Consider the following 13,088-nt stretch of genomic DNA (forward strand, 5'->3'; position numbering starts at 1 on the left):
CGGCCCAGTCACGAGTCCGGGGATGTCGTTCGGCCAGGGAGGGCCCATGCTCAACCTCATCACCAAGCTCGTGCTCAAGCCCGTGGCGAAGGCGCTCTACCGCCCCGTCATCGAGGGCCTGGAGCACGTGCCGCGCAAGGGTGGGGTGATCCTGGCCAGCAACCACCTGTCCTTCATCGACAGTGTGGTCATCCCACTGACCGCACCGCGTCAGGTGTACTTCCTGGCCAAGGCCGAGTACTTCACCGGCACCGGTCTCAAGGGCGCGATCTCACGGAGCTTCTTCACCAGCGTCATCAACGCCGTCCCCGTCGAGCGCGGCACCTACCGCTCCGCGCAGGCCTCGCTGGAGCAGGCTCTGGACATCCTGCGGGACGGCAAGGCGTTCGGCATCTACCCCGAGGGCACGCGCTCGCTGGACGGCCGGCTCTACAAGGGCAAGACCGGCGTCGCCTGGCTGGCACTGACGGCGGGTGTGCCGGTGGTGCCGGTGGCGCTGGAGGGACCGGCGGACATCCTCCCGGTCGGCAAGCGGATCCCGAGGCTGCGGAAGGTGACGGTACGTTTCGGCGAGCCGCTGGACTTCTCCGCGCTGCACGGCCAGGCCCGCAACGCCAGGGCCCGCCGCCAGGTCACCGACGAGGTGATGGCGGCGATCCACGAGCTCTCCGGCCAGGAGCTCGCCGACGCCTACAACGAGCGTCCGATGGCGGCCTGACCGCTCACCACCGTGCCGTTGACGGCCTGACCGTTCACCCTCCGACCGCTGACCGTCCGTGCACCGACCGTCCGAGCGCCGGCCGGCCCTGTCGCCGTTCCGGGCTGAGCCGCCGTCGGCTGCTCGCGGCGCAGCAGTGCCGCGTAGCGGCCGCCGAGGGCGAGCAGTTGCTCATGGGTGCCCAGCTCGGCCACCCGCCCGCCGTCGAGGACGGCGATCTGGTCGGCGCGGCGGACGGTGGAGAGCCGGTGCGCGATGGTGATGGTGGTCCGGCCGACCGCGAGTGCGTCGATGGCCTGCTGGACGGCCCGTTCGGTCTGGTTGTCCAGCGCGCTGGTGGCCTCGTCGAGGATCAGTACCGGCGGGTTGCGCAGGATGGTCCTGGCAATCGCCAGCCGCTGCTTCTCCCCGCCCGAGAACCGGTAGCCGCGCTCGCCGACGACCGTGTCGTACCCCTCGGGGAGCGCGGCGATCATGTGGTGGATCTGGGCGGCCTCGGCGGCGGCGACCAGTTCGGCGTCGGTGGCGTCCGGCTTGGCGAAGCGCAGGTTGTCGGCGACGGAGGCGTGGAAGAGATAGGTCTCCTGGGAGACCACACCGATGGTCTCGGCCAGCGTCTCGAAGGAGACTTCGCGTACGTCGGTGCCGTCGATGGCGACCCGGCCACCGGTGACGTCGTAGAGCCTGGGCACCAGGTAGCTGAGCGTGGTCTTGCCGGAACCGGTCTCGCCGACCACCGCGAGTGACGTCCCGGCCGGCACGGTGAGGTCGATGCCGGTGAGGGTGGGCCTGGGCTGCTCCGGGTGGTAGCGGAACTCGACGTTCTCGAAGCTGACGTCGCCCCGGATGCGGTCGATCCTTACGGGGTGTTCGGGCTCCTGGATCTCCACGGGCAGGTCGAGGTACTCGAAGATCCGGTGGAACAGCGCCAGCGAGGTCTGTACGTCCACACCGGTGGAGAGCAGGCTGACGGTAGGCCGGAACAGGCCCTGCTGGAGCGAGACGAAGGCGACCAGGGTGCCGATCGAGACGATCGGCGCGCCGCTCGCAGAGGCCAGACCGGCGGCCCAGTAGATGACGGCCGGCATCGCGGCCATCACAATCCCGATGGTGGACATCCGCCAGCGCCCGGCCATGCTGGACTGCACCTCCAGCCGGGCGAGCCGGTGGGACTGCTCGGTGAAGTCCGTGGAGAGCGAGTCGGAACGGCCCATGGTGCGGCCGAGCAGGACGCCGCTCACCGAGAGCGACTCCTGGACGGCCGAGCTCATCAGGGCGAGCTGCTTCTGCCGCTCCCCGGTGATCCGCTTGCGCTCGTTGCCGACCCTGCGGCTGATCCAGACGAAGAGCGGGAGCAGCAGGAGCGAGACGATGGTCAGCCGCCAGTCCAGGGCGACCATCGCGACCACGGTGGCGATCACGCTGGTGAGGTTGGAGACCAGCGAGGTCGCGGTGGAGGTGACGGTGGACTGCATACCGCCGATGTCGTTGGCGATCCGGGACTGCACCTCGCCGGTGCGGGTCCGGGTGAAGAAGGCCAGCGACATCCGCTGAAGGTGGCTGTAGACGGCCGTCCGCAGGTCGTGCATCACGTGCTGGCCGACGGTGGTGGAGATCAGGGTCTGCAGCACATTGAAGATGCTGTTGACCACGGCCGCCGCGATCATGCCGAGCACCAGCAGGCTGAGCAGCCCGGTGCGGCCCTGCGGAATGGCCGTGTCCAGTACCGCGCGGAGCAGGAAGGGCGTCGCGACGGAGACCACGGCCGAGGCCGCGACCAGCAGCCCGACGGAGGCGAGGCGGGCCGCGTAGGGGCGGAACAGGGCGAGAATCCGGCGCAGCTGGGCCGGTGGCTGCGGTTCGTCCTTGGTGCGTGGGGGTGGGGTCCAGTCGAGCCCGTCGGGCTTCATAGGCAACCTCCTGAGGTTCGGGTGCGGCCGGACTGCCAGCTTACAGAGGACAGCTCATAGTTAGCAAAACTAATAATGAGAGAGGTCCTATTCCCGCTTGCCGGCAGTCCGCCCCCGACGCCCTCAGTTGGTGCGGTAGGTGCGGGCCGCCTTCGAGGAGATCCCGCCCAGCTTGCCCGGGGGCAGCATCCGGCCGATGGCGACGGCCGCCTTGTAGCGCTTGCTCGGCACCGAGAGCGTGCGACCGCGCGAGAGGTCGAGCAGCGCCTCGTCCACCACGCGGTCGGCGGAGAGCCAGGCCCAGCCGGGGATGTTGGAGGTGCCCATGCCCGCGCGCTCATGGAACTCGGTACGGGTGAAGCCGGGGCAGAGGGCAAGCAGGCGGACGCCCGTGCCACCCAGATCGCGGGCGATGCCCTGGGTGAAGCTGACCATCCACGCCTTGCTCGCCCCGTAGGTGCCGCGCGGCAGGAAGGCCGCGACCGAGGCGACGTTGATGATGCCGCCGAAGCCGCGGTCGCGCATGCCCGGGATGGCGGCCATGGTCAGCCGCAGCACGGCCTCGATATGCACCTTGACCATGTCCAGCTCGTCCTGGAGCGGGACGCTGAGGAAGGCGCCCTTGTTCCCGAAACCGGCGTTGTTGATCAGGATGTCCACCGGCCGCTCGGAGTCACGCAGCCGATCCTCGACGGCGGCGATCCCCGCGTCGGTGGCCAGGTCGGCGGTCAGGATCTCCACCTGGACGCCATAACGCTTGCCGAGCTCGGCGGCGGAGGACTCCAGCCGCTCCGTGTTCCGGGCGACCAGGACGAGGTCGCGGCCTTCCCTGGCAAGGCGGCGGGCGAAAGCCGCGCCGATTCCGGCGGTCGCGCCGGTGATAAGGGCAGTCGTCATGTGCAGACGGTACTCGCTGGTAGCGGCCCTGCACAGGCCCGCCCGGCGGGCGGCGGAGAGCAACCATGCACCGCCTACGACAGACCTGCCCGACCGGCCCTGCAACACCCTGGGGGCACGGGGCTCTGCTTGATCAACTGCGTGTGCGACCAGCCTCGCGCCCTGCCAGGGCATTGATCACGCAGCCAGCCGTGCACTGTCCCGGAGCGCGGGGAACTGCGCGACCGGCCCTCTACCAAAGTGCACGGTTGCTCGCGCAGTCCCCCGCGCCCCTGGGTAGTGCATGGTGGGCCTGTGCTCAACCCTCTACCAAAGTGCACGGTTTTTCGCATGCAGTTGATCAAGCAGAGTCCCGCGCCCCTTGAGATTGCGTGGCTGGCGGCGTGATCAGGATCGGCCTATTCGGTCGCCGCGCTCCTCGCGGCCGAGTCGGCGGCGCCGCCGGCTCCGACCGGGCGCAGGCGGGCGGTCATGGTGGCCTTCAACTGTGGGGCCAGGCGGGCGACTTCACGGGAGCCGACGGCGGCGATCAGGCCGGGCAGGGCCCAGCGGATCGGCTGCATGCCGCGCAGCCACGCCTGGGCGTAGACGTGCGGCGAGCGGCGGCCGATCCCGGCGACCAGGCGCTCCACGGCCGGGTCCAGCGGGTAGGTCTTGTTGGCCGGCCAGGGGAGGTGGGAGCGCATCTGGGCCAGGACGGTGTCCTGGTCGGCACCGCGCACCATGTCGGTGTCGGTCCAACTCAGGTAACCGACACCGACCTTGACACCCTGGTAGGCGACCTCGGCGCGCAGCGAGTGGGCGAACGCCTCCACTCCCGCCTTGCTGGCGCAGTACGCGGACATCAGCGGTGCCGGGGTGATCGCCGCCAGGGAGGCGATCTGCAGCAGGTAGCCGCCGCTCTCGACGAGTGCGGGCAGGAAGGCGCGGGCGGTGGCCACACTGCCGAGCAGGTTGACCTCGATGACCCGGTCGAAGGCTCGGGGGTCGCTGTCCTGGAGCGGCCCGCCGATGGCGATCCCGGCATTGGCCACCACGGTGTCGATCCGGCCGTAGCGGTCCTGGATCTGCCGCGCGACGGCGCGCAGCGCCTCCAGGTCGGTCACATCCGCCTCCCAGGAGGTGGCGGCGGGACCGCACTCGGCGGCGACGGCCTTCAGCTCCTCCGGTTCCAGGCCGACCAGAGCCACCTCGGCCCCGCGCCGGGCCAGTTTGCGCGCCAGCAGCGCGCCGACCCCACGGGCGGCCCCGGTGATCACCACGACCTGGGCGGAGAGCGGTGGAGTGGCACTCATTCGGTCACGCTCCCTGTCATCTCTGCCTTCTCTGCCTTCTCTGCGGCGAGCTTGACGGCACGCCGGATCTCGGCGGCGACCTCGGCCGGTCGCTCCACGGGTGCCATATGACCGATGCCGGGCAGTTCCAGCAGCCCCTGCGGATCGGGCAGCGCGGCCAGGATACGCCGGGCGTGCACGGGCGGGGTCAGCCGGTCGTGGGTGCCGACGACCACGATGGTGGGCGCGGCCAGTCCGGCGAGCTGCTGCTTGACGTCCAACTCGTCCAGCACACGGGACCATTGGTAGCGGACGCCGGTCGGACAGGCGTGCACCACCCGGGCGGTCGCCTCCACCCGGGCGTCCGGCGTGGCCGGGCCCATGGTGCCGTACTTGAGCATCGCCTTGCTCACGGCGTTCACCGAGCCGAGCGGCAACCGGGACTGCAGCAGCCGGCGGTGCAGGAAGCGGCGCAGGCGGGTGGAGCGGATGCCGGCCGGGACGACCTTCAGCTCGGTGAGCAGGTCGCCCGGGCCGGTGCTGATCAGGACGGTGGCGGCGGTCCTGGTGGCCACGCCGTCCCGGTCGGCGGCGGCCATGATGGTTATGCCGCCCATGCTGTGTCCGGCCAGGACGGCGCGCTCCCCCGCCGGGACGAGCCGGGTGAGGACTGCCTCCAGATCGTCGGCCAGTTTGGCGGTGGAGTAGCCGGTTGCGGTAGCCGGGATGTCGCTGCGGCCGTGGCCGCGCTGGTCGTACGCCACCACCCTGTGGCCGGCGGTGAGTTGGTGGATCACCGGGGCCCAGAAGGCGATCGAGCAGGTCCAGCCGTGGGCGAGTACCACCAGCGGCGCTCCTTCGGGGCCGTACGCCTCGGCGTGGATCCAATGGCCGTCGGCGGAGCGGATGCGGTACTCCCCGGCGGGTGCCGGGAGGGCGCAGTCGGCGGCGAGCATCCGGCCGGCCGGGACGCGGTTGGACGTCATGCGGCGACCTCCTGGGCCACGGGGGCGGTGCGCTTGAGGAGTTCGTACTCGGCGAGGTCCACCCGGCGGGTGGCGCGGCGGAAGCTGGTGGTGGAGCCGGGCCACAGGACGGTGTTCTTGCCACCGGCGTCGAGGTACCAGCTCCGGCAGCCACCGGTGGACCAGACGGTGCGTTCCATCCGGTGCTGGAGTTCGAGGTTCCAGTGCCGCTGGGCACGGACGGTGGGCTGCAACGCGGTGGCGCCGACCGCTTCGAGAGTCTTCAACGCGTCGATGATGTAGTTGAGTTGGGACTCGATCATCAGGATCATCGAGTTGTTGCCGAGGCCGGTGTTGGGGCCGATCACAAAGAAGAGGTTGGGGAAGCCGTGCACGGTCGACCCGCGCAGCGCCTCCATCCCGCCCTTCCACTCCTCGGCGAGGCTGCGGCCCGAGAGGCCGAACACCTGCTCGGCGATGGGCATGTCGGTGACGTGGAAGCCGGTGCCGAAGACAACGGCGTCGACCTCGGACTCGGTGCCGTCGGTGGCCACCAGGGTGGAGCCGCGCACCTCGGCCAGACCGGCGGCGACCACCTCGGCATTGGGGGCGGCGAGTGCCGGGTAGTAGGTGTTGCTGAGCAGGATGCGCTTGCAGCCGATCCGGTAGTCCGGGGTCAGCTTGGCGCGCAACTCGGGGTCTGTGATGCCGCGTTCGATGTTGCGCTGGGCCAGCTGCTGGACCAGGCGGAGTGTGCCGGGGCGGCGGACGAAGGCGTCCACCTGGAGCTCGCGCAGGGCGAAGAGCGAGGCGCGGCGCAGCGCGCCGGTGGGCGGGATCCTGCTGTGCAGCCACTTCTCGACGGCGGAGATCTCCCGGTCGGCGCGCGGCAGGACCCAGCCGGGAGTTCGCTGGAAGACGGTCAGTTTCTTCACCAGGGGCTGGATCGCGGGGATGATCTGGGCGGCCGAGGCGCCGGTGCCGACCACCGCGATGCGCTTGCCTTCGAGGTCGTAGTCGTGGTCCCAGCGCGAGGAGTGGAAGACCCGGCCGGGGAATTCGGCGAGTCCGGGCAGCTCGGGGATCTGCGGGTCGGCGAGCGGTCCGGTGGCGGAGACGACGGCGTCGGCGGTCCAGGTGCCGACGCTGGTGGTGATCCGCCAGCGGAACTGCTCCTCCTCCCAGCGCAGTTCGGTGACCTCGGCGTTGAAGCGCAGGTGGGGGCGGAGGCCGAAGGTGTCGGTGACCCGCTCCAGATAGGCGCGGATGTCCGGCTGGAAGGAGAAGCTGCGCGGCCACTCGGGGTTGGGCGCGAACGAGAAGGAGTACAGGTGCGAGGGCACGTCGCAGGCGCAGCCCGGATAGCTGTTGTCACGCCAGGTGCCGCCGACCGAGTCGGCCCGTTCCAGGATGACGAAGTCGGTGATCCCGGCGCGGCGCAGGCGCACCCCCGCGCCGAGGCCGCCGAATCCGGAGCCGACGACGGCGACCCGGACATGCGGCGTGGTCGCCGACCCGTCGGGGCCCGAGGGATGCTTGGTGCGCTTGGGGCTGGATGCCATGCGGCGGCCTCCTGGTGCTGTGGGGCGGCAAGAGTGCAGATCCGTTTATACCGAGCCGTTGATACCGAGCCATTGGATCGCGCCAGCAATCACTGGCGCGATTGGCAGAGTAGTCCTTGCCGGCAGTCCATGGAAGAAGGCGGACGGCATCCTTTTGCGACACCTTCGCCCCTCCCGCACCCGCTCTATGCTGATCGACGTGGCGGAGAGCGAGAGCACAGGCGCAGGCGCGGCAGGCGGTGCGGCACGGGAGTACCGGGTCGAGGAACTGGCCGAGGCCGCCGGCATCACCACGCGCACCCTGCGCTTCTACCGCGAGCGCAAGCTGCTCCCGCCGCCGCGCAAGGAGGGCCGGATCGCCTGGTACGGCGAGGAGCACCTGGCCCGGCTGCGCATGATCGCCGAACTGCTGGAACGCGGACACACCCTCGGCGGTATCACCGAGCTGATCGGCGCGGGCGAGAGCGGCCGGGACGTCGCCGAGCTGATCGGGCTTCAGGCCGCGATCACCGAGCCCTGGTCCGACGAGACCCCCGTCCACCTCAGCTGGGCGGATCTCACCGCGGCCTTCGGCGACCAGCTCACCGAGGCCAACACCGCGGAGTCCATCGACCAGGGCTACATCACCGTCCAGGAGGACGGCATCACCCATATCAGCCGCCGCCTGATGGACGCCACCGTCTCCCTGGTAGGCGAGGGCGTGCCGCTGGCCGCCGTACTCGCCGCCAGCCGCAAGGCGCAGGAGTACGCGGACGCCGTCGCCGAGGTGTTCACCGCCCTGATCCGGGACGAGCTGCTCGGCGCCCTCAGCCATACCGAGGACCTGGCTCCCGGCGAGGCCGCCCGGCTGACCGAGCAGATCCGCCGCATCCGCCCGCTCGCCCGCACCGTTGCCGACGCCCAGTTCACCCTGGCCATGGACCGGCGGGTGCACGCCGAGTACGACGCGGTGCTGAGCCGGGACGCCTGATCGCCCGGAGCACGTGCGGCTGGCCTCGGGGGCGGCGTCGCGCGACCGGGCGACGACCGGACCGCTTCCGGTGCCCGGTGACCGATGCGCACCCCTCGTCACGGGGGCCGACGCTCCTTCTCGCGCGTTCAGGCGGACGGTGTTTCGGTGAGGAGGTCGAGGAGGCTCCGCACGGCCGCGATGCCGGCATGGGCGACGAATCGCTGACGGTACTGGCGGACGAGGCCGGCGGGCATCCTGTCGAACAGAGCGGTGGCCCGGCGGGTGCTGTGGATCGCGGCTTCCACCTCGCCGAGCGCCAGCTGCGCGTCGACGGCATCCAGCAGACTGTTGGCCGTCAGCACGGGCGGCTGGGTTTCGGTCCACGAGCGGGGGCCGTCGTCGAGGAGGGCGGCGAAGTGCTTCAGCGCCCGCCCGGGCTGGCCCGCATCGAGCCAGGCCTTCCCCGCGACCCGGGAGAGCCATTCCTCGTCGACGTTCCGGCACATCGGGGCGTCCTCGTCGGCCGCTTCGACGGCGGTCAGGGCGTCGGCCGCGCGGTCGAGGGCTCGGGCGCCGGCGATGACCTCCCCGAGCCGGGCGTGCGCTCGGGCCTCTCGCGCATGCAACAGGGCCCTCAGCCGGGGCGGGGAGGCCGGGGTCGCGGTCCTTGCCGCCCCGGTCAGGAGGAACGCGTCCGCGGGGTCACCGGCCTTGACATGGTTCACCGCCAGGTCGGCCAGGCAGACGGAAGCCAGCAGGCGTGAGCCCGCCAGCGCGGCGGCGCGCACTGCGGCCAGGCGGTACCGCTCGGCCCTGGCCTCCTCGCCGAGAGCGCCGCTGAGCGTGCCGCACAGGTCGGCGATCTGCGAAGTGGCGCAGAACAGCCGGGCTCCGGCCGGCTGCTCGTACTCGTCGCCGGTCAGCAGCGCGGTGGCCAGGCCGAATTCGGCGCGGGCGACCCGCAGGAGGTCCACCGGGTTGACGACCGGCACCATCTCGGTCAGCGCGTTCACTCGGGCTTCTATCAGGGCGACGGTGTCGGGAGCGATGCGGTTGCCGTCCCGGGCCGGCAGCAGCGGCGGGTCCGCCAGGGCGGCCAGGGTCTGCCGGGTGAAGCTCGCCAGGGCGGCGCCGCCGAGGGCAAGGCGGGAGCGAGCCGGATGAAGCGCCGGCAGGTCCCATGCCGGTACGGCCCCCGGGGTCACGTCGCGGGGCCGTGATCTGCCGGCTCTCGAGGATGCGGCGGTCCCCAGGTGCAGCCAGTGTGGCCATGCCAGGCGCTGCACCTCCTCCTCGGGCACCCGGTGAATGTGCGCGATGGCGAGCTGGGTGCTGCGGTCGGGCGGAGTGTCCTGCGTCTCCCAGCGCGACACCTTCTCCCGGCGCGCGCACAGCTTTCCGAAGCCCAGGTCCTCGTGGGTCGCGGCTACCAGTCGCGCATAGGAGACCTGCGTATCGCCGCTCAGGGCGCGCAGAAACGCCAAAGGATGCGGAGGCCGTGTCATGGGGGCACCTTCCATTGCGGAGGCAACCGACTGTCGATGAACAGCCATCATGACGGTGAACATTCAATCCGGACTTGTTCCTCGACCTCGAACCCGATACGTCGTCGATCAATTCCCCGCCCCGATCAACCGGTTCAGAAACACCCCACCGTCCACCGGAAGCCACACGCGACCCATGTGAAGCCCTCGCCCCACTCGCCCGCAGGATCATTTACCGGCGCAGACCGAAGAACTGCACCGGATGGACCCCGGACGAACTCCTGCACTGCCTGGCGGGACTGTTGGAGGCACGCGCGAAGCACGCCCGGCCTACTTCCGGCGGTGCCGATCGACCGGCTTTAGTGAGCTCTGCCGGCACACCGTCGGAGTCCTGACGCACAGTAGAGGAAAAGGATCGCAGAATGGGATACGGAACAGCTCTTCGCGAGAGCGTGGAGGCCGAGAGGATCACTCCGCTCATCGGGGTCTTCGACATGTTCTCGGCTTCGGTTTCAGCCCGGCACTACGACGGCATGTTCGTGTCCGGGTTCGGGTTCGCCGCCTCTCATTACGGGTTACCCGACATCGGGTTCATCGCCTGGCCCGACATGGTCGACTTCGTGCAGCGGCTCCGCCTGGCGTTCCCCGCCCAGCATCTGCTCGTCGACATCGACGACGGCTACGTGGATCCGGAGGTCGCCTGCCACGTGGTCGAACACCTTGAGAGGATCGGCGCCTCGGGCGTCATCCTGGAGGATCAGAAACGCCCCCGGCGCTGCGGCCATGTGGACGGCAAGCAGATTCTCCCGCTGGAGGACTACCTGGAGAAGCTGAACCTGGTCCTGGAAACACGACAGGACCTGGTGGTGGTGGCGCGCACCGATGCCACGGAGGAGTCGGAGATCCTGCGCAGAGCCGAGGCTCTGGCCGAGACCACCGCCGACGTCCTCCTGGTCGACGGGGTACGCAGCGTTGAATGGATCCGCAAGGTCCGCAGTGTGATCGGCGACAAGCCGCTTCTGTTCAACCAGATCGCGGGGGGCAAGTCGCCACGGTTGTCGCTGCCGGAGCTGGAGGACCTGGGAGTCGACGTCGCGATCTACAGCACGCCTTGCCTGTTCTCGGCCCAGTCAGCGATGGACAGGGCACTCAGGGAACTCCGGCGTGCCGACGGCCGCCTGCCCGAGATGACGGAGGATTCGGTGGGCGTGTCCGAGGCCCTGGAACTGCTGGAGGGCAACATCAGCCGACACCGCCGGCTGCGGCGGCCAGCATAGGGTTCCCGCCCGAAACGCGGCACGGGCCGTCGGATCCTCGGCGACGGCCCGTGCCGTGCCGTGTTCGCACGGTAGGCCAGCCGACCCGTCGAGGCGTCAGACTCAGCCGAGAGGTGCTCAGTTGACGAGGCAACGCACGGCCGCCCGCCGGGCAGCGGATCTCCGCTGCTGTCGGCCGAGTTGGCTCCGCAGCGCTGAACCTCCCGCGAGGTCGGGGAGCAGCGCTGTCGGCCGTCCCGTGGCACGCGAACCACACTGCATCCCGCACGGCGCCCATCGCACGGACCGCAAGCCCCCGGGCCCAGGAGATGCGGCCACCGGTGCACAGGTGACAGGGGCAGGGCCCGGCGCAGGTCGGGGCCGCACGGACGTGCGAGAGTGGTAGCAGCGGAAGGGAGCGCTCAAGTGCTGATGGAGAAGGTGGCGGAGATCCTCGCCGAGGCGTCGGCGGAGGCGGTCGAACCCCGTTTCCGGGCACTTGCCGACGGCGAGGTGATGGAGAAGGCCCCCGGGGATCTGGTGACCATAGCCGACCGGGAGGCCGAGGTGATCATCGCCCGCAGGCTGCGCGAGCTGCTCCCCGTACCGGTGGTCGGCGAGGAGGCGGTGGCCGCCGACCCCTCGCTGGCGCAGGCCCTGCGCGAGGAGCCGGCAGTCTGGCTGGTGGACCCGGTGGACGGGACCTCGAACTTCGTCGCGGGCTGCCCCGACTTCGCCGTGATGGCCTCGCTGGTCCGCTCCGGACAGACCGTCGCCTCCTGGATCTGGCAGCCGATGACCGGGACGGCATACAGCGCCGAACTCGGTTCGGGCGCCTGGCGGGACGGGCACCGGCTGGTCCGGTCGCCCGCCACCGACGCACCGGAGAAGTGGCGCGGCACGCTCAAGAGCCGCTACCTCGATCCGCGCGAGCACCATCGGATGCAGAGCAACGCACGGGTCTTCGGCCACATCACCAACGGCCTGCGCTCGGCCGGGATGGAGTACCCGCTGATCGCCGAGGGCGAGCAGGAGTTCATCCTCTACTGGCGCACCCTGCCCTGGGACCACGCCCCCGGCTCGCTGCTGATCACCGAGTCGGGCGGCGTCTCCGCCCGACTGAACGGCTCTCCCTACCGCCCCGACCCGCCCGGTGGCGAGGACGGCCTGCTGGTCGCCTGCGACCAGGCGACCTGGGAGCACACCCGGGACGTCCTGCTCGGCCGCTGAGCCCGGGCTACCGGCCGCACAGCCGCGCCCCGGGCGCGGGCATCGCCGACGCCCGCGCCCCCGGTCCTGGCCCTGGCCCTGGCCCCGGTCCCGGTCCCGGTCCTGGTCCCACCCGACGATCGACTACCCGACGATCGGCTCACCCGGCCGTCGGCTCACCAGAGCACCGGGAGCCGCTCCGGCAGGCGCTTGATGAAGCCCGGCCGCCAGGCCAACTGCTCGATCGGCAGCGCAGGGCGCAGCCCGGGCAGCCGGTCCACCAGCACCTGGAACGCGATCTCGGCGTGCGTTCGCCCCAGTGCGGAGGCCGGGCAGAAGTGCCGTCCCGCACCGAAGGCGAGGTGCGGGTTGGCGGCGCGGCCGAGTACGGTTCGGTGAAGCCGTCGCGCAGGTCGGCGGGCGGGCCCTGCTGTACCAGTCGGTCGATCAGCCGCGCTCCCATACGGTACGGCAGCGGCCGGAGAACGGCAGGCCCTCGAAGAGTGGCAGTGTGCCGACAGTGCCGGTGGGTGTGGTGCTCAGAAGCGTATTGCTCATGCCGTGGCCTCCGCGTCGCAGGACTGGGTGCACTGAAGTGGTTCCGGGCGGGCTGAAGTTGGCACTGGCGGGTGCGGTGGGCTGGGGAGTTCTGTGCAGCCGGTCGCCAACGGGCGTGCCGGATCACCGGGTTGGGGTGAGTCCGGACAGGCGGGGGCACTGGCCGGTCCGGGGCAGGGTGCCGCGCCGGACGGGCCGGCGTGGGGGCCGGGCTGCCGACAGGAGGGTATGTGCGGGTGGTCCGCGTGAGGGCGCGCACCAGGGGTACCGATGAGCGGTTGCTGCGCCGCTGCAAGCCCGAGG

At 70.8% G+C, this 13,088-nt stretch carries 10 protein-coding genes; 4 read left to right on the forward strand and 6 right to left on the reverse strand.

Features of this window, described 5'->3' with window-relative positions; all coding sequences use genetic code 11:
* Window positions 1-46 precede the first annotated feature (46 nt).
* Entirely contained in the window at window positions 47-718 is a 672-nt protein-coding gene (locus P3T39_RS12485; RefSeq protein ID WP_280697574.1) for a lysophospholipid acyltransferase family protein, read from the forward strand.
* Here P3T39_RS12485 and P3T39_RS12490 read toward each other — a convergent pair.
* From P3T39_RS12490 to P3T39_RS12510, 5 genes are all read right to left on the reverse strand, one after another.
* Window positions 691-2,628 (reverse strand): ABC transporter ATP-binding protein, encoded by a 1,938-nt coding sequence (locus tag P3T39_RS12490; RefSeq protein ID WP_280697575.1) that lies wholly within the window; start codon window positions 2,626-2,628, stop codon window positions 691-693. The genes P3T39_RS12485 and P3T39_RS12490 overlap by 28 nt on opposite strands.
* A 123-nt stretch (window positions 2,629-2,751) precedes the next feature.
* Window positions 2,752-3,525, reverse strand: coding sequence for an SDR family oxidoreductase (locus P3T39_RS12495; RefSeq protein ID WP_280697576.1), 774 nt, complete (start codon window positions 3,523-3,525; stop codon window positions 2,752-2,754).
* A 398-nt stretch (window positions 3,526-3,923) separates the two neighbouring features.
* Window positions 3,924-4,820, reverse strand: coding sequence for an SDR family oxidoreductase (locus P3T39_RS12500; protein WP_280697577.1), 897 nt, complete (start codon window positions 4,818-4,820; stop codon window positions 3,924-3,926).
* A complete protein-coding gene (locus P3T39_RS12505; RefSeq protein WP_280697578.1) occupies window positions 4,817-5,785 on the reverse strand; it encodes an alpha/beta hydrolase in 969 nt (322 codons plus the stop codon). Before P3T39_RS12505 ends, P3T39_RS12500 begins: the two co-directional genes overlap by 4 nt.
* Entirely contained in the window at window positions 5,782-7,326 is a 1,545-nt protein-coding gene (locus P3T39_RS12510; protein ID WP_280697579.1) for an NAD(P)/FAD-dependent oxidoreductase, read from the reverse strand. Before P3T39_RS12510 ends, P3T39_RS12505 begins: the two co-directional genes overlap by 4 nt.
* 199 nt (window positions 7,327-7,525) lie before the next feature.
* Here P3T39_RS12510 and P3T39_RS12515 point away from each other — a divergent pair, with 199 nt between their 5' ends.
* The gene (locus tag P3T39_RS12515) at window positions 7,526-8,296 is read left to right on the forward strand and encodes a MerR family transcriptional regulator (RefSeq protein WP_280697580.1); all 771 of its coding nucleotides are present in this window, start codon (window positions 7,526-7,528) and stop codon (window positions 8,294-8,296) included.
* Between the two features lie 128 nt (window positions 8,297-8,424).
* Here the strand turns inward: P3T39_RS12515 and P3T39_RS12520 are convergent, their stop codons facing one another.
* Window positions 8,425-9,783, reverse strand: a complete 1,359-nt coding sequence (locus P3T39_RS12520; RefSeq protein ID WP_280697581.1) for a hypothetical protein — start codon at window positions 9,781-9,783, stop codon at window positions 8,425-8,427.
* Window positions 9,784-10,184: 401 nt separating this feature from the next.
* Here P3T39_RS12520 and P3T39_RS12525 point away from each other — a divergent pair, with 401 nt between their 5' ends.
* Both P3T39_RS12525 and P3T39_RS12530 read left to right on the forward strand, forming a co-directional pair.
* On the forward strand, window positions 10,185-11,039 hold the full coding sequence (locus tag P3T39_RS12525) for an isocitrate lyase/PEP mutase family protein (protein WP_280697582.1): 855 nt from the start codon (window positions 10,185-10,187) through the stop codon (window positions 11,037-11,039).
* A 411-nt stretch (window positions 11,040-11,450) separates the two neighbouring features.
* Entirely contained in the window at window positions 11,451-12,248 is a 798-nt protein-coding gene (locus P3T39_RS12530) for an inositol monophosphatase family protein (RefSeq protein WP_280697714.1), read from the forward strand.
* Window positions 12,249-13,088: the final 840 nt, after the last annotated feature.

It is taken from the genome of Kitasatospora sp. GP82, from assembly GCF_029892105.1.
GTDB lineage: Bacteria > Actinomycetota > Actinomycetes > Streptomycetales > Streptomycetaceae > Kitasatospora.